Origin of the sequence: Pantoea coffeiphila, from assembly GCF_016909495.1 — a bacterium.
Taxonomy (GTDB): domain Bacteria; phylum Pseudomonadota; class Gammaproteobacteria; order Enterobacterales; family Enterobacteriaceae; genus Erwinia; species Erwinia coffeiphila.
This window is the reverse complement of the sequence record NZ_JAFBFW010000003.1, coordinates 639,837-662,950: the sequence shown is the minus strand read 5'-3', so window position 1 is coordinate 662,950 and position 23,114 is coordinate 639,837. Positions and strand designations below refer to the sequence as shown.

Here is a 23,114-nt window from a genome sequence, read left to right as displayed (position 1 = left end):
GGCATCCGGCCTCCCGGACCGGCGGAGACGATACATCCATGTACCGACCCCGCCTGACGCCAGCTTCCCTGCTGGCGTCTCCTGGCCTGATGCCTCCACCTCAGCGCTGCGGATTGCCCGTCTGGCCCTGCGGTGGGTCATCTTTCCGGCTATGTGCTGGCTTTTTCATCAGGAATAAAACGAAGTTACCCCGTTGGAACTAACCAGAGTCTCAACCCATTATACGAAAACACCAGACTTTTCAGGCGACGCAGAAGTGACTAAGCGAACCGGCGGCTCCCTTGAACGGGCAATCCGCAGCGCTGAACGGAATGAGGAAGCTCGTATGAGCCAGCAGGACGCTGGCGAAAGGGGCAGCCGGGGCAGGACGCCCCGTCTGCACCGGTACGAAGGCTGACGAGTGAAGTAAAGGCATCGCGCAAAGCGCGGCGCGAGGACGCTCGGGCGAGGGAGCCGCCGGTTAGCGTGCTCACCGCATCCAGAAAACAACACGGTTAACCCCCCCACACAAAATTCAGCTCCATACCAGAATCGGAACTAACCAGAGCCTCTACCCATTAACGCAACCACTCGGGTAAATCATGCAGCCCCATCGCCTGCTTCAGCAGCTTCGGCTTCACGCCCGGCAGTTTATCCGCCAGCGCCAGCCCGACATCACGCAGCAGCTTCTTCGCCGGATTATCACCGTTAAACAGCTCGCGGAAACCCTGCATGCTGGCCAGCATCAGCGCCGCGCTATGTTTGCGGCTGCGCTCGTAACGACGCAGATACAGATGCTCACCAATATCCCGACCCTGCTGATGCAGGCGCCGGATCTCACCAATCAACTCCGCCGCATCCATAAAGCCAAGATTCACCCCCTGGCCCGCCAGCGGATGGATAGTGTGGGCAGCATCGCCCACCAGCGCCAGACGGTGCGCGGCAAAACTGCGCGCAAAGCGCCCCATCAGCGGGAAGACCTGACGATCGCTTTCCAGCTCGCACAGCCCCAGACGCAGATCAAAATGCACCGACAGCTGCTGGTTGAATACCTCTTCCGGCATTGATTGCAGACGAGTGGCTTCCTGCGGCGGTAAAGACCAGACAATAGAACAAAGATGCGGATCGCTCAGCGGCAGGAAGGCCAGAATACCTTCGCCGTGGAATACCTGCCGGGCCACCGCATCATGCGGTTTTTCGGTGCGGATATTGGCCACCAGCGCATGATGCTCATAATCCCAGAAGGTGAGCGGGATATCCGCTTTGTTCCGCAGCCACGAGTTCGCGCCATCGGCGGCCACCAGCAGACGAGCGGTCATCATGCTGCCGTCTTTCAGCGTGACAAACGCTTCGTTGTCGCCAAAAGCAACCTGTTGCAGTTCAGCCGGGGAAATCAGGGTGATATCGCTCAGGCTCTCAGCCCGCTGCCACAGCGCCTGGTGGATCACCCGGTTTTCAATAATGTGCCCCAGATGCGACAGCCCCTGCTGCTCATCGTCAAAGGCGATATGACCAAAGCTGTCGCGATCCCAGACTTCCATGCCGTGATAGGCGCTGGCACGCGTGGCAAGGATCGTGCTCCAGACGCCAAGATGCTGCAGCAACCTCTCGCTGGCGGCGTTAATCGCCGAAACGCGCAGCGCATGGGGCGCATCTGCCGCAGCGGCAACCGGCGCTTCGCGCTCAAGCACCGCCACGCGCAGGCCGCTCCCCTGCAGGCCACAGGCCACCGCAAGACCGACCATACCGCCACCGGCAACGATGACATCAAATGTTTGCATTACAGCTTTCTCCTCAACGCTTAACCCAGCCTAACGTGCGCTCGGCCAGCAAATTACGTAACGGCGGCAGATGATCCATTGCCAGCAGCCCCAGGTTGCGCCCCACCGTTAAAGGCAGATAGCGATTGGCAAACAGCCGAACCAGACCATCTGTCACGCCAATCGTGGCCTCAACGTCCGGCTGACGGCGCTGCTGATAGTGATGCAGGGTAGCGTATTCGCCTACGCCCTGCCCGCTGCGCCAGGCGGCGGCCACCGTTTCGGCCAGCGACATTACGTCGCGAATTCCCAGATTGAACCCCTGTCCGGCAATCGGATGCAGCGTCTGGGCAGCATTACCCACCAGCGCAAGGCGATGAGAAATATGCTGCGCAGCGGTTTGCAGCTGGAGCGGATAGCTGTGGCGCTGACCCACCTGAGTGAATCGCCCAAGACGCCAGCCGAAGGCACGCTGTAGTTCGCTGAGAAAGCGATCGTCGCTCCAGCCGTCAACTGCGCTTTTCTGTGCCAGCGGATGACACCAGACCAAAGAACTGCGCCCGCCCGACATCGGCAGCAGCGCCAGCGGTCCGTGCTCGGTAAAGCGCTCGAAAGCCTGCCCGCCGTGCGGTAGCTGGGTAGCGACATTGGCAATCACCGCCACCTGCTGGTAATCATCGCTGCTCCACTGCATCCCGCAGGCCGCCGCGACCTTTGAACGCGTCCCGTCTGCCGCCACCAGCAGGTCCGCATTCAGCACTTCACCGCTGTCCAGGGTTACGCTGACCTGCTGCTGGCTTCGTTCGACGTCCGCCACGGTATTCGGGCAGCGCAGCGTGATGCCGGGTGCCTGCTTCAGTCGGGCAAACAGCCGCTGCCCGACGTCGTGCAGTTCCACCACGTGGCCCAGCGCGGGAACGCCAAAATCAGCGGCATCCAGCGAAACGAAAGTGGCATGACCACGATCGCTGACGTGAACGTGGGTAATCGGCGTGGCGCAGGACTCCAGCGCCGACCATAAATTGATTGCCGCCAGCTGCTGACTGGTGCCTTCCGCCAGCGCAATCGCCCGCCCGTCGAAACCGGGATGCGCCCGGCTTTCAGGTTCCCTGGCTTCAACCAGCGTCACCGCCAGCTGTCCCTGTGTCAGATGGGAGATCGCCAGAGCCAGCGTTGCGCCGGCCATTCCTCCCCCTGCAATTATTATGCTCATTGCTGCTTCGCTGCCGCCATCAGTGCTTCAATTTCATCGGCATCTTTTACCACCGTATCGGTCAGATTTTCGTTGCCGTCCACGGTGATAATGATGTCATCCTCAATACGAATGCCGATACCGCGATACTGAACGGGGACATCGGCATCCGGTGCGATATACAGACCCGGTTCGATGGTCAGCACCATCCCCGGTTCGAGAGGCCGATCGCGGTCCACGCCGTAATGGCCGACGTCATGCACGTCCAGACCCAGCCAGTGGCTGAGGCCGTGCATAAAGAACGGGCGATGCGCCTGTTCGGCAATCAGCGTATCAACGTCACCGTGCAGAATGCCCAACTCCACCAGCCCACTGACCATGATCGACACCACTTCCGCTGTCACTTCACGAATGCTGGTGCCGGGGCGATACAGCGCCAGCGCCTTATACAGCGAAGCCAGCACGATGTCATATATCTCGCGCTGCGGTGCGGTAAATTTACCGCCAACCGGGAAGGTGCGGGTGATATCACCGGCGTAGCCCTGATATTCACAGCCCGCATCAATCAGCACCAGCTGACCTTCGCGCATCTGACTTTCGTTTTCGGTGTAGTGCAGGATGCAGCCGTTTTCTCCGGCTCCAACGATGGTGTTGTAGGACGGGAAGCGTGCGCCGTGGCGATTGAACTCATGATGAATTTCGCCTTCCAGCTGGTATTCGTACATCCCGGGGCGTGACTGCTCCATTGCACGGGTATGAGCCAGCGCGCTGATGCGACCGGCCTCGCGCAGCACCGCCTGCTCTTCAGCCGATTTAATCAGGCGCATTTCATGTACCCACGGCCGCCAGTCGGTCAGCGTTGCCGGAGCGGAAAGATTCTGCCGCGAACCGCGACGCAGTTTCTCAAGGGCGCTAAAGACGATTTCATCCATCTGAGCATACTGGCCCTGCGCGTGGTACACCACATCGAGTCCGTTAAGCAGCAGATGAAGCTGTTCGCCCATCTCGCCCCACGGCAGCGCACGATCCACAGAGAGCGCCTGCGGTGCCGCATCCTGACCCAGACGACGACCAAACCAGATCTCAGCGGTGAGATCGCGCACGCGGTTAAACAGCACGCTGTGGTTATGGCTCTCGTTGCTTTTAATCAGGATCAATACCGCTTCCGGCTCGTTAAATCCGGTGAAATACCAGAAATCACTGTTTTGCCGGTAGGGGTATTCGCTGTCATTACTGCGCGTCACTTCCGGCGCGGCAAAAATCAGCGCCGCACTGCCGGGGGCCATTTTCGCTAACAGCGCCTGGCGACGGCGTAAAAATTCCTGCTGGGTCATTTGCTCTCCTTAAGTTACGGATTCACCGCTTGCAAGCCTTCAGGGCACACTTTTGCTTAATGCAGTGTTGGCTTTTGCACGACCACGTTGGTCGGTGACGATCGGGTAAAGGTATCGTGGCACAGCAGCGCGGCAACGCGCACGTACTCGATCACCTCTTCCAGAGACTGCTCCAGCTCGTCCTGATCTTCATCTTCGTCGTAGCCCAACTGAGCGATGGTACGCAGATCGTCGATGGCCTCGCCGGTTTCACCCTTCACTTTGTCCAGCTTAGGCTGAGTCACGCCCAGCCCCAGCAGGAAATGGTTGACCCATCCCGCCAGCGCGTCGGCGCGATCGAATACGGTAATATCCTCATCGTCCGGCAGATAAAGCTGGAACATAAAGCCGTCATCTTCCAGAGAATCGCCAATGGCCTGATGCAGCTCCTGCAACGGCAGCGACAGGGACTGGGAGAAAGCCATGCCTTCGTTAGTCAGGTCATGAACCAGCGCCTGCCAGCTGCTGTCCTGGTTACCGCCGCAGAGCAGACCGCTGATCAGACCGTGCATTTCGGCAGGGGTCATACCCACGCCCTGCTGTGTAAGTGCTGAAGCCAGAGTGTTGTATCCCGGCATTACGTTAGATAGTGACATTCGTTTTCGTCATCGTTGGCTGAATAAGTTCGTGTTATGCTACCACCAGGTACCTCAAGGATTCCATTAAAGGGGTTGTTGTTTCTCTCAGGGGTAGTTTATAGTGTCGCCCCTCCCGACCCATTGCGTGGTAAGGGTATTTGCGGGCGCAGTATTCAGTCAGGAAGGTGGCATGTCTGCACAACCGGTAGATCTTCAAATTTTTGGCCGTTCATTAAGAGTAAATTGTCCGCCCGAACAGCAAGATGCGCTGAATCTGGCTGCCGAAGACCTTAATCAACGGTTGCAAGACTTAAAAGTTCGCACTAGAGTCACAAATACAGAGCAGCTGGTATTTATCGCGGCACTGAATATTTGCCATGAACTGGCGCAGGAAAAAGTCAAAACACGTGACTATGCGTCTAACATGGAGCAGCGTATTCGCATGCTGCAGCAGACCATTGAACAGGCATTACTTGAGCAAGGTCGCATTACTGAACGTACTGGTGCGAAGTTCGAATAACACTTTATCGTTACCTGTGATACAGTGACGGTGAAGCACAAAATTTCTCTGAGATGTTTGCAAGCGGGCCAGTCCCCTGAGCCGATATTTCATACCAAACAGAGTGTGGCGCTCTGTAACCTGTGTGCATGCCCGGCCCGTCCGGGAAGCCTGATGGTTACGACGGCATACTCACCTTGAACCAAGGGTTCAAGGGTTACAGCCTGCGGCGGCATCTCGGAGATTCCCACTTTTTATCTGCAGTACTCTTCCTTCTGTTCGGTTTCTTTTCTACGCTAACGGCACTCAACGGCATCGTTTAACGGAGTCAGCCTCGCGATGAGCCTCAATCTTTCCGACCGTCAGGATATCCGTACCCACGTCCGCCATCTTCGCCGTGCGCTTAGCGATGAGCAGCAGCAGCTGGCCGCGGTGCAGGCTGCAGAACACGCGCTGAGCTTCGCTCCGCTGGAGCGGGCCAAAAATATCGCGCTGTTCCTTTCCGTTGACGGTGAACTGAATACCCGACCGCTGATTGCCAAACTGTGGCAGCGAAAGCAGCGGATCTATCTGCCCGTACTGCATCCCTTCTCTCCCGGAAACCTGCTGTTTATCCGCTATGACGAAAACACCGAACTGAAAAAAAACCGCCTGCGCATTCCGGAGCCGCCGCTGGATATTCGTCATCTGCTGCCGCTGAGCGAGCTGGACGTGCTCTTGGTGCCGCTGGTAGCGTTTGATGCGCAGGGCCAGCGCCTGGGTATGGGCGGTGGGTTTTATGACCGTACGCTGCAAAACTGGCAGCAGCACGGTTTTTTACCGGTAGGACTGGCTCACGACTGTCAGCAGGTGGAAAAAGTCCCGACCGCCGCGTGGGATATTCCGCTGCCCGCGCTGATCACGCCGTCGAAGATCTGGCAGTGGTGAAATGAAAAAAGGGCGACCCGAAAGTCGCCCTTAATGTCGTTTACTGCATCAATCTACGGCGAACCCTGCGGCTCGCCAGAGGGATTAGTACAGCAGACGCGCGCGGATAGTACCAGGAATTGCCTTCATCAGCTGCAGCGCTTTATCCGCCACTTCCTGCGTTGCATCAACGTCGATCACCACATAACCCATCAACGGCGTCGTTTGCAGATACTGCGCCGAAATGTTGATGCCCTGATCGGCAAAGATCAGGTTGATTGCAGTCAACACGCCAGGACGGTTTTCGTGGATATGCAGCAGACGGCTGACGCTGGCGCCGTGCATCGGCAGAGAGGCTTCCGGGAAGTTAACCGCAGACAGCGTTGAACCGTTGTCAGAGTATTTCGCCAGCTTACCGGCCACTTCAATACCGATATTTTCCTGCGCTTCCTGAGTCGAGCCACCGATATGCGGGGTCAGGATCACGTTGTCGAACTCGCACAGCGGTGAGTTAAACGGATCGCTGTTGGTCGCCGGCTCTTCCGGGAAGACGTCGATTGCCGCACCCGCCAGATGTTTATCGGCCAGCACTTTGCACAGCGCAGGGATATCCACCACGGTGCCGCGCGAGGCGTTGATCAGCAGAGAACCCGGCTTCATCAGCGCCAGTTCTTCTGCACCCATCATGTTCTGCGTGGACTGAGTTTCAGGAACGTGCAGGCTGACTACATCGCTCATGTTCAGCAGGTCTGAGAGATGCTGAACCTGGGTCGCATTGCCCAGCGGTAGCTTGCTTTCGATATCGTAGAAGAACACGTGCATGCCCAGGCTCTCGGCCAGCACGCCCAGCTGCATACCAATGTGGCCATAGCCGATGATGCCCAGCTTTTTACCGCGCGCTTCAAACGAACCTACCGCCAGTTTATGCCATACGCCACGGTGTGCTTTGGCGTTGGCCGCCGGCACGCCGCGCAGCATCAGCAGCAGCTCGCCGATAACCAGTTCAGCTACGGATCGGGTATTGGAGAAAGGTGCATTAAACACCGGGATACCGCGAATTGCAGCGGCATGCAGGTCAACCTGGTTGGTCCCGATACAGAAGCAGCCTACGGCAACCAGCTTTTCAGCGGCGGCGAAGATCTCTTCGGTAAGCTGAGTACGGGAACGCAACCCGATAAAGTGTGCATCGCGAATGGACTCTTTCAGAGCCTCGCTATCCAGTGCACCTTTGTGAAATTCAATGTTGGTGTAACCTGCAGCGCGGAGATTATCGACCGCACTCTGATGTACGCCTTCCACCAGCAAGAACTTAATCTTGTCTTTCTCCAGTGATACTTTTGCCATTTCCCGACCTTTATTTAGCAGACTTCAGATGTGGCTGAATCCCTTTACCGTTCATTTTGCCACCGCGGCATCGCGAAGCGAGATGAACAGTGGCGGGGATATAAGATTGCCTTCTGTCAAAATAACAAAATTTACGCTGGCAGCAATACAAACGATTGCCTGCCCCACAGCACGGCGGTGCCTTCTGCCAGAACAAACCGATAGAAAATCATGATGCGTTGCATAGCTTCAGGAGGATCGCGCGGCTGAGTCATCTACTGTGACATAAGTCACTAAATTTTGACCGTAAAAGAAAAGATGTTTTTTAGATCAAAATAACAGGCACCGCACGGGTGCCTGACAGATCATTTGGTAATAGTCTTCACGCCGTTTGCAGTGCCGATGAGCGCCACGTCCGCACCACGAGCAGCAAACAGGCCGACGGTGACCACACCCGGCAGCGCGTTAATAGCCACTTCCAGCGCAATCGGGTCAAGGATCTTGAGGTTGTAGACATCCAGAATGATATTGCCGTTGTCGGTGACCACGTCCTGACGGTATTCCGGCAGGCCGCCCAGTTTCACCAGCTCACGGGCAACGTAGGAACGCGCCATGGGGATCACTTCAACCGGCAGCGGGAACTTGCCCAACACGTCAACCTGCTTAGTAGCATCGGCAATACAGATAAAGCGCTCGGCCACTGCCGCAACGATTTTTTCACGGGTCAGCGCGGCACCGCCGCCTTTGATCATCTGCATCTGGCCGTTAATCTCGTCGGCGCCGTCAACATACACCGCCAGAGAGTCAACTTCGTTAAGATTGAAAACGTGAATGCCTAAGCCTTTCAGCTTCGCGGTAGAAGCCTCAGAGCTGGAAACCGCGCCCTCAATCTGGTGTTTAATCGATCCCAGTGCATCAATAAAATGCGCGGCGGTAGAGCCGGTCCCTACGCCAACAATGGTGCCGGGAGTCACGTAGTCGAGCGCTGCCCAGCCAACGGCTTTTTTCAGTTCATCCTGCGTCATGATATGTTTAAACCTGTGAGTCACTGTGTGCGCGTAGTATAAAGCAATGACTGCAAAAATAATCGCCCATGAGAGTGACAGATGAGCAGGAATGGAAGCTGGCCCACAAAGTGGTTGATTCACAAAGTGACGTTTGCCCGCGCAAAAGATAAAAACTGTGGCATAGTGCTTAGACCACACCTGAGAAGAGTATAACGATTAATGAAACGTCCCGATTATCGAACGCTTCAGGCGCTGGATGCAGTGATTCGTGAACGCGGCTTTGAACGCGCCGCACAAAAGCTCTGTATTACCCAGTCAGCGGTTTCACAGCGTATCAAACAGCTGGAAAATATGTTTGGCCAGCCGCTGCTGGTGCGTACCGTCCCGCCTCGCCCAACCGAACAGGGGCAAAAGCTGCTGGCGCTGTTGCACCAGGTTGAGCTGCTGGAAGAGGAGTGGCTGGGTGATGACAGCGGTGGCACAACGCCACTGTTGCTGTCGCTGGCGGTGAACGCCGACAGTCTGGCAACGTGGCTGTTACCGGCGCTGAAAACCGTGCTGACCGACTCTCCGGTCCGCCTGAATATTCAGGTAGAAGATGAAACGCGAACCCAGGAACGCCTGCGCCGCGGTGAAGTGGTGGGCGCGATCAGTATTCAGCCACAGCCGCTGCCGAGCTGCCTTGTCGATCAGCTGGGCGCGCTGGATTACCTGTTTGTCGGCTCGAAAGAGTTTGCCGCGCGCTACTTCCCGAATGGCGTCACCCGCTCCGCGCTGCTGAAAGCACCGGCGGTGGCGTTTGACCATCTGGATGATATGCACCAGGCATTTTTGCAGCAGAACTTCGATCTGTCGCCGGGCAGCGTTCCGTGCCATATCGTGAACTCGTCGGAAGCCTTCGTGCAGCTGGCGCGTCAGGGAACCACCTGCTGTATGATCCCACATCTGCAAATTGAGCGCGAGCTGGCGGAAGGTGAGCTGATCGATCTGACGCCGGGCCTGTTGCAGCGCCGTATGCTCTACTGGCACCGTTTTGCCCCGGAAAGCCGCCTGATGCGCAAAGTTACCGATGCGCTGCTGGCTCACGGCCATCGCGTTCTGCGTCAGGATACGGTTTAGGCGGGAAACGTTTTGAGTCAGCTGCGGGCGGGCCAGTTGTTCTGGTCCGCCCGCAGTGCGTTATGGCTTACGGGTTGCGCTGCAATTCAAAGACCACATCAACCTGATCGTCGAAATGAATGCTCTGCTGTTCATAAGTTTGCGCTGCAGAAGTCATCGGCGCTGCGTCCGCCGCTTTATACATCCGCGCCATTGGCATCGGCTGGTAGTTGGCAACGTGATAGCGCACGCTGTAAACCGGGCCAAGCTTGCTGCCAAAGCCCTGGGCTAGCTCGCCCGCCTGCTTAATCGCATCATCAATTGCCGCTTTACGCGCCTTCTGACGATACTGTTCAGGATCGGCCACGCCCAGTTCAACGGAGCGGATCTCGTTCAGGCCATTTTTCAGCGCGCCGTCCAGCAGCTCGTTGAGTTTATCCAACTGACGCAGCGTAACCTGCACCTGACGAACAGCACGATAGCCTTTCAGCACCGATTTGCCATCTTTCAGGTAATCGTACTCCGGCTGAGTACGCAGGTTGGCGGCGTTGATATCTTTCTTTTCAATGCCGCTTTTATTCAGGAAATCAAAATACTGCTGAACGCGGGTATCGGCCTGCTTTTTGGCTTCAGCAGCATCTTTCGCGGTGATATTAACTTCAATCGCCAGGGTAGCAATATCCGGCGCGGCGTCCACGCTGGACTGGCCTGAAGTGACCACGTGCGGGCCAGCAGGCAGTTCATCAGCCTGCGTCACCAACGGTAAACTACCCAGAACAATCATTGCGGCCAGAGCCAGTTTAGTGAGCTTCACTGCGTCCTCCATGGGGGTGTCATATGTATCGGATCGGACGCTACCGGAGCCGGATGCTGCGGCAGCGCAATGTTCCGTCTATTCGTCACGATACAGTGTAGAGCGCCGTATCCCGTCACGCTATGACCTGAATTCTGGAAGTGAGTTCCCGTTAATAGAAATGCAGCGCCTGCATCGCCAGCTTCAGCGCAATCACCCACATTACGCCACCGACCAGCAGATTGATAATGCGCTGCGCGCGCGGCGTGTTCAGTACCGGAGCCAGCCAGGCGGCTAATATCGCCAGGCCAAAAAACCAGACGATTGAGGTACTGATCGAACCAAAGGCGAACCAGCGCCGCGCCTCTTCCGGCAGCTGTCCTCCCAGGCTACCCAGCAGCACGAAGGTGTCGATGTAAACGTGCGGATTGAGCCAGGTTACGGCGATCATAGTGACAATAATCCGCCAGCGGCTCTGCTTCATCGCTCCGGCGGCAGCCAGTTGGACATCCCCGCTGAACGCGGTGCGCAGTGCGCCCCAGCCATACCATAACAGGAACGCCACACCCGCCCAGGTGACCAGATTCAGCAACAGAACTGACTGGCTGAGCAGCGCGCTGCCGCCAAAAATACCGCCGCAGATCAGCAGAATATCGCTCAGCGTGCAGAGCGCGGCGGTCATCAGATGATACTGGCGGCGAACGCCCTGGTTCATCACAAATGCATTTTGCGGCCCCAGCGGCAGTATCAGCGCTGCGCCCATTGCAACACCCTGAAAATAAACGGATAACATAAAAAAGACCTCATCTACACTCAATTTTCGGCAAGTGTATAGCGGCCGCATCATTAGGGGAAACTTTATAATTTAATGCCCCATCACTTTCGCTAATATTCCGTAATGGCGAATCGCAACACGGCGTGAGGATGTAAAACCGCAGGTGCAGTCGCCATCATGTGGCAGTTGAGCAAAAAAAAGCCCCCCACCAGCATCTGGCAGGGGGCTTTACTGATAAAGCGTTACGCCGGTTTAGTCAGATCGACTTCAGGCGCTTTGGTCTGATGCAGATGAACATCCATCTGCGGATAAGGGATGCCGATTTCTTTCGCATCCAGGGCGTTTTTGAACTCCTTCATCAGATCCCAATAGACCTGCTGCAGGTCCCCTGCCTTGCTCCAGCAGCGCACGACGAAGTTCAGTGAGGAAGGCGCCATTTCGTTCAGGCCAATCTGCACGCCGCGCTCCTGCAGCACCCGCGGTTCCGCCTCAACAATGCCACGCAGCAACGTAATCACATCATCTACGTCCGCATCGTAGGCCACGCCGATAATAAACTCATTGCGGCGCTCCGGCTCGCGGGAGAAGTTGGTGATATTCCCGGCGATGATTTTACCATTTGGCACCACGACGATTTTGCCGTCGGCGGTTTTTAAGGTGGTAGAGAAGATCTGCACGTTCTGCACCGTTCCCATCACGCCGATATCAATAAACTCTCCGGTACGGAACGGGCGGAAGGTCACCAGCAGCACGCCGGCCGCCAGGTTAGAAAGCGAGCCCTGCAGCGCAAGGCCGATGGCCAGACCGGCGGCGCCGAGTACGGCAATGACCGATGCGGTCTGCACCCCAACCCGCCCCAGCGCCGCAATCAGCGTAAAGGCAATAATGCCGTAGCGCACCAGCGCAGAAAGGAAATCAGCCACCGTCGCATCAAGGTGGCGGGCACGCATCAGGCGATTGATAGTATTGGAGACAATACGCGCAACCAGCATCCCGACGATGATGATCGCAATCGCTGCCACAATATTTACCGCGTAGCTCAGCAGCAGGGCCTGGTTGCGCACCAGCCAGCCCCCCGCGTTACTGATGCCATCGACCACGTTTAAATCTTCCATTTTCCCATCCTGTTGTTTGCCCAAAAGAGGCGTTCAAAACTCTGCCGCCTGCCGGCAGCCTGAACATTAAGGGTAAGCAACAGTGGGAAGATCTGCCAGGTTTCTGGCGTAATTAGCTGGAATTTATGGGAAAGTTGCATAAAAAAAGGCCCTTTCGGGCCTTTTTTGCACAGCGGACAAATTACAGAACGTCGATTGCGTTCAGTTCTTTGAAAGCCTGCTCCAGACGAACAACCATGGACGCCTGAGCTGAACGCAGCCACACGCGTGGGTCATAGTATTTCTTGTTCGGGCTATCCACGCCATTTGGGTTACCCAGCTGGCCCTGCAGATAGTCTTCGTTCTTTTTGTAGAACTGCAGAATACCGTCCCATGTTGCCCACTGGGTATCGGTATCGATGTTCATTTTGATCACGCCGTAGCCGATAGATTCTTCGATTTCAGCAGCTGAAGAACCGGAACCACCGTGGAACACGAAGTCCAGGGAGTTGTGCGGCAGGTTGTGTTTCTTGCTAACGTAATCCTGAGAGTCGCGCAGGATAGTTGGGGTCAGTTTCACGTTGCCTGGCTTGTACACGCCGTGTACGTTACCGAAAGAGGCAGCGATAGTGAAACGCGGGCTGATTTTGCTCAGCTCGGTGTAAGCGTAATCAACGTCTTCTGGCTGAGTGTACAGGGCAGATGCGTCCATATGGCTGTTGTCCACGCCATCTTCTTCACCACCGGTGCAGCCCAGTTCGATTTCCAGAGTCATGTCGAGTTTCGCCATGCGCGCCAGATACTTGCTGGAGATCTCAATGTTCTCTTCCAGAGACTCTTCAGACAGGTCAATCATGTGAGAAGAGAACAGTGGCTTACCGGTTTTAGCGAAGTGAGCTTCACCCGCGTCCAGCAGACCGTCGATCCACGGCAGCAGTTTCTTCGCGCAGTGGTCGGTATGCAGGATAACCGGCACGCCGTAGTGCTCTGCCATCAGATGCACGTGATGTGCACCAGCGATCGCACCCAGGATTGCAGCAGCCTGTGGCTTGTCAGATTTCAGGCCTTTACCAGCGATAAAAGCAGCACCGCCGTTAGAGAACTGAACGATGACCGGAGATTTTACTTTAGCAGCAGCTTCCAGCACGGCATTGATTGAGTCGGTACCGACACAGTTAACCGCTGGCAGAGCGAATTTGTTCTCTTTCGCTACTTTGAAGATCTTCTGCACGTCATCGCCGGTGACAACGCCTGGTTTTACGAAATCAAAAATTTTAGACATGTTAGCTTGTCCTGTTTCTTCGGTCGTATTAAAGGATTCTGTTCTCATGCGGAGCCTCACGCGGCTCCGCCCAGAGGTTTAATTACTGCTTAGCACGTTCTTGCAGCATAGCTACTGCTGGCAGAGTTTTGCCTTCCACGAACTCCAGGAAAGCACCGCCGCCGGTAGAGATATAGGAAATTTTATCTTCGATACCGAACAGATCGATAGCGGCCAGCGTATCACCACCGCCTGCGATGGAGAATGCTTCGCTGTCTGCAATCGCTTTAGCAACGATTTCGGTACCTTTACGGAAGTTAGGGAATTCGAACACGCCAACCGGGCCGTTCCACAGGATGGTTTTGGCTTCTTTCAGCAGTTTAGCCATCGCCAGTGCGGTTTCGTCGCCGAAGTCCATGATCTCTTCGTTATCCTGAACTTCGCTCACTTTCTTCACGGTTGAAGGTGCGGTTTCAGAGAACTCGGTACCCACGCGTGAATCGGTAGGAACCGGGATTTTGAACTCGTCGCGCAGTTTTTTCGCCGCTTCAACGAAATCTGGCTCATACAGAGACTTGCCGACGTTGTTGTCGATAGCCACGAAGGTGTTGGCGATGCCGCCGCCGACGATAACGGTGTCGGCAATTTTCACCAGCGAGTTCAGCACGTCGAATTTAGTGGAAACTTTAGAACCACCGACAACGGCAACCATTGGGCGCGCAGGATTAGACAGGGCTTTACCTAATGCTTCCAACTCAGCTGACAGCAGTGGGCCTGCACAGGCAACCGGAGCAAATTTGCCCACGCCGTGAGTAGAGGCCTGAGCACGGTGCGCGGTACCGAAGGCATCCATCACAAAGATGTCGCACAGCGCGGCGTATTTTTTAGAGAGGGCTTCGTCGTCTTTCTTCTCACCTTTGTTGAAGCGAACGTTTTCCAGCACCACCAGCTTACCGGCTTCCAGCTCAACGCCGTCCAGGTAATCTTTCGCCAGAGAAACGGTATCCGCGCCCAGTTTGTCTTTCAGGTAGTTAACCACCGGCAGCAGGGAGAACTCTTCGTTGTATTCACCTTCAACCGGACGGCCCAGGTGGGAGGTAACCATCACTTTTGCGCCCTGCTTCAGAGCCGCTTCGATAGTCGGCAGAGAAGCACGGATACGTGCGTCCGACGTCACTTTCCCTTCTTTTACCGGCACGTTCAGATCGGCACGGATCAGAACACGTTTACCAGCAAGATCCAGATCGGTCATCTTAATTACAGACATGGTGAACCCTCTCGTTGATTCTCAAAGTTTTACAGACGCTGCTGCGTCCTGACTGAAACCGATATCGGCCATCGCTAACGTGGTATCCAGCATTCTGTTAGCAAAGCCCCATTCGTTATCACACCAGACCAAGGTCTTAATCAGGTGCTGACCACTGACCCGCGTCTGCGTGCCGTCAACGATGGCACTGTGCGGGTCGTGATTAAAATCAATAGAGACTAACGGTAATTCCGTGTAGTCAACTATACCACTAAAAGCCCCTTCTGACGCACTTTGCAGCAGGGCGTTGACCTCGCAGGCCTTAACCGCATCCCGCACGCTGACGCTGAGGTCAATCGCCGTCACGTTAATCGTCGGCACGCGTACGGCAATCGCTTCGAAACGGTCATTAAATTTCGGAAAAATGCGGGTGATGCCCGCGGCCAGACGCGTATCAACCGGAATAATCGACTGGCTGGCCGCTCGGGTGCGCCGCAGATCGGGATGATAGGCATCAATCACCTGCTGATCGTGCATTGCTGAGTGGATGGTGGTTACCGTACCCGACTCTATCCCCCACGCATCATCCAGCAGTTTGATTATCGGAATAATACAGTTAGTGGTGCAGGAAGCGTTCGATACCAACAGATGTTCCGGCAGCAGCTCTTGCTCATTCACACCGAAAACGACCGTGGCATCCAGGTCATTGCCTCCAGGATGGGAGAACAACACTTTTTTTGCCCCTGAAAGCAGATGCGCTTCGCCGTCGGCACGGCTGCCGTAGACGCCGGTGCAGTCCAGTACGATATCCACATTCAGTTCGCGCCACGGCAGCGAGGCAATATCGGCGTGATGCAGCAGGCGGATAGTGTCATCGCCAACCGACAGCAGATCGCGCTCCTGGCGCACATCCCAGGCAAAACGGCCGTGGCTGGTGTCGTATTTCAACAGATGGGCCATCCCGGCAGCGTCGGCCAGCTCATTAATGGCAACCACCGTAATTTCAGCACGACGTCCGGTTTCATAAAGCGCACGCAGCACGTTGCGCCCAATGCGACCGAATCCGTTAATGGCAATGCGAACCGTCATATTACTCCTGCATCAGAATTCTCTATGAAATCGGACGATTAGCCTGAGCCAGACGCCGCGATTTGTACAGGAAATTCTTGCGCCGCCCCCGCGGCAAACCTGCGGTTGCATCGGCGGTGACAATCAAACTGAAACGCTTCAGCTAGAATAATAGAAGAGAGGAATAATAGGAATGACTACGATCAATTACCGCGCTTAACTTTCGATCTGCGTCACAAAATTACGTAAAAAACGGCACCTTTTGACGCATATTTATCCGGCCAATCGCGCATCACGATGAAATTTTAGACGAATACCACTTTATGTAAACCGCCTCCCGATAATGCGCTTAATCTGGGATTTCACTTTCTAATAACACCACAATAAGAAGGGAGATCACCATGCCGGACAACGTTTCAGATAAAGACGGAATTTCACGCCGTACATTGCTGAAAGGAGCCGGGGCAATCGCCACCAGCCATTTGATTCCATCGGCCCTCGCCTCCCCCACGGCACAAAACGAGTCAGCGGCCGCTCATCCGCCGTTTACCGCACCGGAAAAGTTGCCTGATGGCTACAATATTCTGCTGATTACTTCCGATCAGGAGCGCTACTTCGAGCACTACCCTTTTCCCGTTCCTGGCCGTGAACGCCTGATGAAAACGGGGACAACGTTTGCCCGCCACTACATCAACAGCTGTGTGTGTACCTCATCGCGTTCGGTCATGTATACCGGCCTGCATATGCCACAAACCCGCATGTTCGATAATGTAGGGCTCCCCTGGATGCCGTGGAGCCTCGATCCCAAACTGGGTACCGTGGCCAGCATGATCGATAAACTCGGCTATTACGCCGCCTACAAAGGAAAATGGCACCTCTCCCGCCCGCTGGAACTGTCGCTAAAAGATGTACCATCCAAAGACATTGACGATATTGACCATGCCCCGCTGCATCAGGATATGCAGCAATATGGCTTTCAGGACTACTCCGGCATTGGCGATTTAATTGGCCTGCGCAAAGGGGGATACGTCTACGACTCACTGACCCTGGCGCAGTCCGTCAGCTGGCTGCGCAGTAAAGGAAGAAATATGAGCGATAGCCAGCGACCGTGGCTGCTGGCGGTGAACCTCGTGAATCCGCACGATGTGATGTTTATCGATACCGATGCGCCGGGAGAACGTATTCAGTGGCACTCGAAGCTAAACGAAAACCAGCCAATGAGCCCCAGCCAGCCGCCGGAAAATGCGCTGTATGCTGCGCGCTGGGATCGGGTGCCTCTGCCCGCCAGCCGTCATCAGCCGTTTGAGCAATCGGGCAGGCCGGCCGCGCAGCTGAACTATCAGCAGGCACGGGCCATGCTGGTTGGGCAGTTTCCTGACGAGGATCGCCGCTGGCGCAAGCTGCAGGATTACTATTTTAACTGTATCCGCGATAACGATACCCATGTCGTCGCCCTGCTGAACGAGCTGGATGCGCTCGGCCTGACGGAAAAAACCATTGTGGTGATGACTTCCGATCACGGCGAGTTACAGGGATTTCACCAAATGCACGGCAAGGGAACCTGCGTTTACCAGCAGCAGGTACAGGTGCCGATGATTATCAGTCATCCCGCCTATCCCGGAGGAAAGGTCTGCAACGCACTGACCAGCCACCTGGATCTGACGCCAACCCTACTCGGCCTGACCGGGAAGCCCGCAGAGCAGATCGCCCCGCTGCTGCACGACCGAAAAGGTAAAGATTTTAGCGCGTTAATCAAAGATCCTGAGCAGGCCAGCCTGCACCAGATCCGTGACGCCAGCCTCTATTGCTACGATATGATGCTGTACATCGACGATAACTACCTGCGGAAAGTCTTTGATGTGCGGGATAATCCCAACCTGAACACCGCCGAAAAGCAGAAACAGATTCAGCGACTTGCACCGGACTATCACCGACGCAGCGGCGTACGCATGCTGTTTGATGGCCGTTATAAATTTGCCCGCTACTATTCACTGCGCCAGCACAACATGCCGGAGAATTGGGAACAGCTGCTGGCGATGAACGATCTGGAGCTTTACGATCTCGGCAGCGATCCGCAGGAGATGAATAATCTGGCCCGCGAACCCGAACAGCATCGCGACCTGATTATGGCCATGAACCAAAAGCTCAACGCCAGGTATCGCCAGGAGATTGGAGAGGATGACGGCAGCTTCCTTCCCGACAGCCAGGCACACAGCTGGCATCTGGATAGCGCGCATTTTGAGAAGATGATTCAGGACTGACCGTCTGGCCGAAAAAAAAGCACCGCTAAGCGGTGCTTTATCGGTAAACCAGCCCGGTTAAGAGCCGGTTGCGATGGATTACAGCAGGCCTTTCGCTTTAGCGACCACGTTATCAACGGTGAAGCCAAACAGATCGAACAGCTGCTCAGCCGGTGCAGATTCACCGAAGCTGGTCATGCCAACGATAGCGCCGTTCAGACCGGTGTATTTGAACCAGTAGTCCGCGATACCCGCTTCAATGGCCACGCGAGCGCTAACCGCTTTCGGCAGCACGGATTCACGGTAGGCTTCATCCTGCTTGTCGAAGGCGTCGGTAGACGGCATAGACACCACGCGAACCTTGTGGCCTTCCGCAGTCAGTTTGTCGAACGCGCCAACCGCCAGCTCAACTTCTGAACCGGTCGCAATCAGGATCACATCAGGCGTGCCCGCGCTGTCTTTCAGCACGTAACCACCGCGAGCGATGTTAGCCAGCTGCTCAGGCGTACGCTCCTGCTGTGCCAGGTTCTGACGGGACAGGATCAGTGCGGTAGGACCGTCGTGACGCTCGATACCGTATTTCCAGGCCACTGCTGATTCAACCTGGTCACATGGACGCCATGCGCTGACGTTTGGCGTAACGCGCAGGCTGGCCAGCTGCTCAACAGGCTGGTGAGTTGGGCCATCTTCGCCCAGACCGATAGAGTCGTGGGTGTAGACCAGCACCTGACGGATTTTCATCAGTGCCGCCATACGCACTGCGTTACGCGCGTATTCCACAAACATCAGGAAGGTAGCGGTGTAAGGCAGGAAACCACCGTGCAGGGTGATACCGTTAGCGATCGCGGTCATACCGAATTCGCGCACGCCGTAATGGATGTAGTTACCCGCTGCATCTTCGTTGATTGGTTTAGAACCGGACCACATGGTCAGGTTGCTTGGCGCCAGGTCAGCGGAGCCGCCCAGGTATTCCGGCAGCAGTTTGCCGAACGCTTCGATCGCATTCTGAGACGCTTTACGGCTGGCGATTTTCGCCGGGTTAGCCTGCAGCTGTTCAACAAATTTCTGCGACTCTTCTGCCCAGTTAGCCGGCAGCTCGTTGCTTACGCGGCGTTTGAACTCGGCTGCCAGCTCAGGGAAGGCTTTCGCGTAGGCGGCAAACTTCTCATCCCACGCGGATTCTTTCGCCTGGCCTGCTTCTTTCGCATCCCACTGAGCGTAGATGTCCTGTGGAATTTCGAACGGTGCGTGGGTCCAGCCCAGCTGCTTGCGGGTCAGTTCGATTTCAGCATCGCCCAGCGGCGCGCCGTGGGAATCGTGAGTACCGGCTTTGTTCGGTGAACCGAAGCCAATGATGGTTTTGCACATCAGCAGTGAAGGCTTGTCGGTCACTGCTTTGGCTTCTTCAACTGCTTTTTTGATCGCTTCAGCGTCGTGGCCGTCGATGCCGCGCACCACATGCCAACCGTAAGACTCAAAGCGCTTCGCGGTATCGTCGGTGAACCAGCCTTCGATATGGCCATCGATAGAGATGCCGTTGTCATCGTAGAACGCCACCAGTTTGCCCAGCTTCAGGGTACCCGCCAGCGAGCACACTTCGTGGGAGATACCTTCCATCATGCAGCCATCACCCATGAACACGTAGGTGTTATGGTCAACGATGTCATGGCCAGGACGGTTAAACTGTGCGGCCAGCGTGCGCTCGGCAATCGCAAAACCAACGGCGTTAGCGATACCCTGGCCCAGAGGACCGGTGGTGGTTTCTACGCCTGCAGTGTAGCCGTACTCTGGGTGACCTGGGGTTTTGGAATGCAGCTGACGGAAGTTAGCCAGTTCGCCAATTGGCAGATCGTAGCCTGTGAGGTGCAGCAGGCTGTAAATCAGCATTGAACCATGGCCGTTGGACAGCACGAAGCGGTCACGATCGGCCCACAGCGGGTTAGTCGGGTTGTGGTTCAGGAAATCGCGCCACAGCACTTCAGCGATATCAGCCATACCCATTGGGGCACCCGGGTGGCCGGATTTAGCTTTCTGAACCGCATCCATACTCAATGCGCGAATGGCGTTGGCAAGCTCTTTACGAGAAGACATTTTCTACTCCAGGTCGGATTTAACGCTTCGCCGTACTTAACCTATTGTAATTAATGAGTTATCAGGCAAAGCCGAAGGAAAGTCGCCCATCAATGTACATGAAATATGGGTAACATGTACATGGCGCAGGATGTAAAAATAATCACATAAGTTGCACTTTGGGAATCTCCCGACTAGGCAAAGACGACAGCAAAGACTATAACTCAACTATCTGGCGGATCTTTCATCTCTCTTTCATCCGCTAACCTTATGATTTAATTACCTTGTTACCACTAATGGATAAAACGGAATGAAGAAACGCATTTCTTTTGCCGCGCTGGCGCTGGCAACCCTTGTTTCAGGCTGTCAGAACTTCGACAGCAATGGACTGATGCAGTCCGGCGCACAGGCTTTCCAGGCTGCCACGCTGAGCGATGCGCAGGTAAAAGAGCTCAGTGAAAAATCCTGCCAGCAGATGGACAGCAGCACGCAAATCGCCGATGCCAACAGCACCTATACCAAGCGATTGAACAAAATTTCTGCCGCACTGGGCGATAACATCAACGGCACGCCGGCTAACTATAAGGTTTACCTCACTAAAGACGTCAATGCGTGGGCGATGGCTAACGGCTGTATTCGTGTATACAGCGGCCTGATGGATATGATGACCGACAATGAAGTTGAGGCGGTGCTGGGCCACGAAATGGGCCACGTTGCATTAGGCCACTCGCGCAAAGCCATGCAGGTGGCCTACGCGACGACCGCTGCACGCACCGCTGCCGCGTCTGCCGGTGGCATTGCCGCTTCACTTTCCCAGTCGCAGCTTGGTGATATTGGGGAGAAACTGGTGAATTCACAGTTCTCACAGCGCCAGGAGTCTGAAGCGGATGATTATTCCTACGATCTGCTGCGCAAGCGCAACATCAACCCGGCAGGACTGGCCACCAGCTTTGAAAAACTGGCGAAACTGGAAGCCGGCCGCCAGAGTTCAATGTTTGACGATCACCCTGCCTCTGAAGCACGCGCGCAACATATCCGCGAGCGGATGGCGGCAGACGGGATCAAATAAATTTAAAGCGGGCTGACCGTCACTCCAGGCAGAAAGCCCGCATGACCATTTCGCAAAAATCTACTATTCGCCGACGGGACAATGAGCAGCAAACTCAGGCTGACTGCCCACGCATTGAAAAAACGTTGAAGATAATTCGATTAATAGCAAACATAGCTTATAAATTTAATAAAAATATTAACAAAGCATAATTTGCCGACTAAATCGCACGACCTGTTAATTATTTAAATTACAATCCAGACTACCCGACAGATTCATCTCCGCCAGAAATTATAAAAAATCATAACTCATCCATTTATGCGTTTTATTATTCCTGCCTCAGGAAAGATCAAATCAAACATTGCAGGCAATCCGACTACAAAGTCCTTGCATAGCGACCTGAGCCTGGGCCTAATAGGTATTTAACGATTGCAATCGCTTAACGCCATGGTAAATACCACCACGGTAACGTTTATATTTCCTTTTCTTCAGCCAGAGAAATAACGCCAGTGAAAAAAGAACTATTATTAATTACATTAAATTTATGCGCCGTAATACCGGCCTTCGCCAGTGAGCAAGCAGACAGCAAAGGTTTTATTGCCGACAGCCATTTAGACCTGCTATTACGTAACGCTTATATTGATCGCGATTACCGCAACGGCGTGCAGGATAAAGCTGAATGGGGCCAGGGTGCTATCACTAAATTCCATTCAGGCTATACCGAAGGGCTGATTGGTTTCGGCGTTGACGGCATCGCGCAGTACGCCGTACGCCTTGACGGTGGCCGTGGACGCAGCGGCGCCAGCGGCATCGATTTCTTCAAACAGGGTAGCGACGGCGGTCGCGCTAAACACGATCTGGCAAAATTTGGCGCAACGGCCAAAATGCGCATCTCAAACACCGTATTAAGTTACGGTAATCAGTACCCCATTTTGCCGATTCTGTATGCCGATGATTCACGCCTGCTGCTGGAAACCTATACCGGGGCGATGTTGACCTCGAAAGAAATAACCGGGCTGGAGATTAACGCCGGTTATTTCACGGACGAGCAGCGTAAAAGCGACGATCGCCACAACAGCGGCCTGAAAAGCCTGTCATTCGGCGGTGCCAGTTATCAGTTCAGCGATCGATTCAGCGGCTCGGCCTATGCTTCCGATGTCAAAGACGTGCTGAAAAAACAGTATCTCGGCATGAACTACAATCAGCCATTCAGCAATAAACAAAAGCTGATCCTCGACTTCAACGGCTATAACTCGCGTCTTGATTCTGACTATGCGCGCAGGCTCGATACCGGCCGCAATAACACCATCTGGAGCCTGGCGGCGAGCTACATCTGGGATATTCAAACCTTCGAACTGGCTTATCAGCACAGCAGCGGCAGCACCGGTTATCAATACGGCGGCTATCGCAATGCTGATGGCACCGGCGACGGCGGTAACACTATCTGGCTGTCCAACTCCTACTGGTCGGATTTTAATGGTGAAGGCGAGCGTTCATGGCAAGCTTCTTACGGGCTGGATTTTTCCGGTGTGGGCGTGCCGGGGATGAGCTGGACTACCGCTTACGTTCGCGGGGATAACATTAAAACCGCAGAAACCAGCAACGGCAAGGAACACGAGTGGTTTAACCAGATTCAGTATCAGGTGCAAAACGGCCCGGCGAAAGACCTGAAGCTGACCCTGCGTTATTCCATACTGCGGGTATCCAGCAACACCAGTGATTATAACGTCGGGGGTAACGAGGTTCGCGTATACGTTGATTACCCGTTTAGCGCGTTTTAACGATCTTATCTCATCGCTAAATG

Annotated in this window: 19 protein-coding genes and 1 other RNA gene; 7 read left to right on the top strand and 13 right to left on the bottom strand. The window is 55.1% G+C overall.

Annotated elements, in window-relative coordinates:
- Nucleotides 1-557: 557 nt before the first annotated feature.
- The 4 genes from ubiI to JOE09_RS12720 are packed head-to-tail and all read right to left on the bottom strand — an operon-like array spanning nucleotide 558 to nucleotide 4,900.
- Nucleotides 558-1,760 carry an FAD-dependent 2-octaprenylphenol hydroxylase gene (ubiI, locus tag JOE09_RS12735; RefSeq protein ID WP_105592347.1) on the bottom strand — a complete coding sequence of 401 codons (1,203 nt, stop codon included), beginning with the start codon at nucleotides 1,758-1,760 and terminating at the stop codon, nucleotides 558-560.
- A 13-nt stretch (nucleotides 1,761-1,773) separates the two neighbouring features.
- Entirely contained in the window at nucleotides 1,774-2,952 is a 1,179-nt protein-coding gene (gene ubiH, locus JOE09_RS12730; RefSeq protein WP_205066017.1) for a 2-octaprenyl-6-methoxyphenyl hydroxylase, read from the bottom strand.
- Nucleotides 2,949-4,265, bottom strand: a complete 1,317-nt coding sequence (pepP, locus tag JOE09_RS12725) for a Xaa-Pro aminopeptidase (protein WP_205066016.1) — start codon at nucleotides 4,263-4,265, stop codon at nucleotides 2,949-2,951. Before pepP ends, ubiH begins: the two co-directional genes overlap by 4 nt.
- Before the next feature lie 56 nt (nucleotides 4,266-4,321).
- Entirely contained in the window at nucleotides 4,322-4,900 is a 579-nt protein-coding gene (locus tag JOE09_RS12720; RefSeq protein ID WP_105592350.1) for a YecA/YgfB family protein, read from the bottom strand.
- 172 nt (nucleotides 4,901-5,072) lie between these two features.
- Between JOE09_RS12720 and zapA the strand changes: the two genes are divergently transcribed.
- The 3 genes from zapA to JOE09_RS12705 all read left to right on the top strand — a co-directional run bounded on the left by zapA (nucleotide 5,073) and on the right by JOE09_RS12705 (nucleotide 6,308).
- Nucleotides 5,073-5,402, top strand: a complete 330-nt coding sequence (gene zapA / locus JOE09_RS12715) for a cell division protein ZapA (protein WP_105592351.1) — start codon at nucleotides 5,073-5,075, stop codon at nucleotides 5,400-5,402.
- Nucleotides 5,403-5,444: 42 nt separating this feature from the next.
- A non-coding RNA gene (gene ssrS, locus JOE09_RS12710) (6S RNA) lies at nucleotides 5,445-5,629 on the top strand.
- A gap of 91 nt (nucleotides 5,630-5,720) precedes the next feature.
- Nucleotides 5,721-6,308, top strand: coding sequence for a 5-formyltetrahydrofolate cyclo-ligase (locus JOE09_RS12705; protein ID WP_205066015.1), 588 nt, complete (start codon nucleotides 5,721-5,723; stop codon nucleotides 6,306-6,308).
- An 84-nt stretch (nucleotides 6,309-6,392) separates the two neighbouring features.
- Here JOE09_RS12705 and serA read toward each other — a convergent pair whose 3' ends face one another.
- Both serA and rpiA read right to left on the bottom strand, forming a co-directional pair.
- The gene (gene serA / locus JOE09_RS12700) at nucleotides 6,393-7,631 is read right to left on the bottom strand and encodes a phosphoglycerate dehydrogenase (protein WP_123331111.1); all 1,239 of its coding nucleotides are present in this window, start codon (nucleotides 7,629-7,631) and stop codon (nucleotides 6,393-6,395) included.
- A 344-nt stretch (nucleotides 7,632-7,975) separates the two neighbouring features.
- Entirely contained in the window at nucleotides 7,976-8,635 is a 660-nt protein-coding gene (gene rpiA, locus JOE09_RS12695; RefSeq protein WP_205066014.1) for a ribose-5-phosphate isomerase RpiA, read from the bottom strand.
- 201 nt (nucleotides 8,636-8,836) lie between these two features.
- Here rpiA and JOE09_RS12690 point away from each other — a divergent pair, with 201 nt between their 5' ends.
- A complete protein-coding gene (locus JOE09_RS12690; protein ID WP_105592355.1) occupies nucleotides 8,837-9,736 on the top strand; it encodes a LysR family transcriptional regulator ArgP in 900 nt (299 codons plus the stop codon).
- Nucleotides 9,737-9,803: 67 nt separating this feature from the next.
- On the opposite strand, the gene JOE09_RS12685 is transcribed toward JOE09_RS12690, so the two are convergent.
- The 6 genes from JOE09_RS12685 to epd form a co-directional block, all read right to left on the bottom strand.
- Nucleotides 9,804-10,529: an oxidative stress defense protein gene (locus JOE09_RS12685; RefSeq protein ID WP_199735040.1), complete on the bottom strand. Its 726-nt coding sequence runs from the start codon at nucleotides 10,527-10,529 to the stop codon at nucleotides 9,804-9,806.
- A gap of 151 nt (nucleotides 10,530-10,680) precedes the next feature.
- Nucleotides 10,681-11,301 (bottom strand): arginine exporter ArgO, encoded by a 621-nt coding sequence (gene argO, locus JOE09_RS12680; protein WP_200560105.1) that lies wholly within the window; start codon nucleotides 11,299-11,301, stop codon nucleotides 10,681-10,683.
- A 224-nt stretch (nucleotides 11,302-11,525) separates the two neighbouring features.
- Entirely contained in the window at nucleotides 11,526-12,398 is an 873-nt protein-coding gene (gene mscS / locus JOE09_RS12675; RefSeq protein ID WP_205066013.1) for a small-conductance mechanosensitive channel MscS, read from the bottom strand.
- A 181-nt stretch (nucleotides 12,399-12,579) separates the two neighbouring features.
- Nucleotides 12,580-13,659 (bottom strand): class II fructose-bisphosphate aldolase, encoded by a 1,080-nt coding sequence (fbaA, locus tag JOE09_RS12670; protein WP_123331122.1) that lies wholly within the window; start codon nucleotides 13,657-13,659, stop codon nucleotides 12,580-12,582.
- A gap of 82 nt (nucleotides 13,660-13,741) precedes the next feature.
- Complete coding sequence (gene pgk / locus JOE09_RS12665) at nucleotides 13,742-14,905, bottom strand: phosphoglycerate kinase (protein ID WP_205066012.1); 1,164 nt, start codon at nucleotides 14,903-14,905, stop codon at nucleotides 13,742-13,744.
- A gap of 21 nt (nucleotides 14,906-14,926) precedes the next feature.
- The gene (gene epd / locus JOE09_RS12660) at nucleotides 14,927-15,973 is read right to left on the bottom strand and encodes an erythrose-4-phosphate dehydrogenase (RefSeq protein WP_205066011.1); all 1,047 of its coding nucleotides are present in this window, start codon (nucleotides 15,971-15,973) and stop codon (nucleotides 14,927-14,929) included.
- 380 nt (nucleotides 15,974-16,353) lie between these two features.
- Here epd and JOE09_RS12655 point away from each other — a divergent pair, with 380 nt between their 5' ends.
- Complete coding sequence (locus tag JOE09_RS12655) at nucleotides 16,354-18,213, top strand: sulfatase family protein (protein ID WP_205066010.1); 1,860 nt, start codon at nucleotides 16,354-16,356, stop codon at nucleotides 18,211-18,213.
- A 78-nt stretch (nucleotides 18,214-18,291) separates the two neighbouring features.
- Here the strand turns inward: JOE09_RS12655 and tkt are convergent, their stop codons facing one another.
- Nucleotides 18,292-20,283 carry a transketolase gene (gene tkt / locus JOE09_RS12650; protein ID WP_205066009.1) on the bottom strand — a complete coding sequence of 664 codons (1,992 nt, stop codon included), beginning with the start codon at nucleotides 20,281-20,283 and terminating at the stop codon, nucleotides 18,292-18,294.
- A gap of 289 nt (nucleotides 20,284-20,572) precedes the next feature.
- Between tkt and loiP the strand changes: the two genes are divergently transcribed.
- Together loiP and JOE09_RS12640 are read left to right on the top strand one after the other, a co-directional pair.
- Nucleotides 20,573-21,331, top strand: coding sequence for a metalloprotease LoiP (loiP, locus tag JOE09_RS12645; RefSeq protein ID WP_205066008.1), 759 nt, complete (start codon nucleotides 20,573-20,575; stop codon nucleotides 21,329-21,331).
- A gap of 488 nt (nucleotides 21,332-21,819) precedes the next feature.
- On the top strand, nucleotides 21,820-23,091 hold the full coding sequence (locus tag JOE09_RS12640) for an OprD family outer membrane porin (RefSeq protein WP_205066007.1): 1,272 nt from the start codon (nucleotides 21,820-21,822) through the stop codon (nucleotides 23,089-23,091).
- Nucleotides 23,092-23,114: the final 23 nt, after the last annotated feature.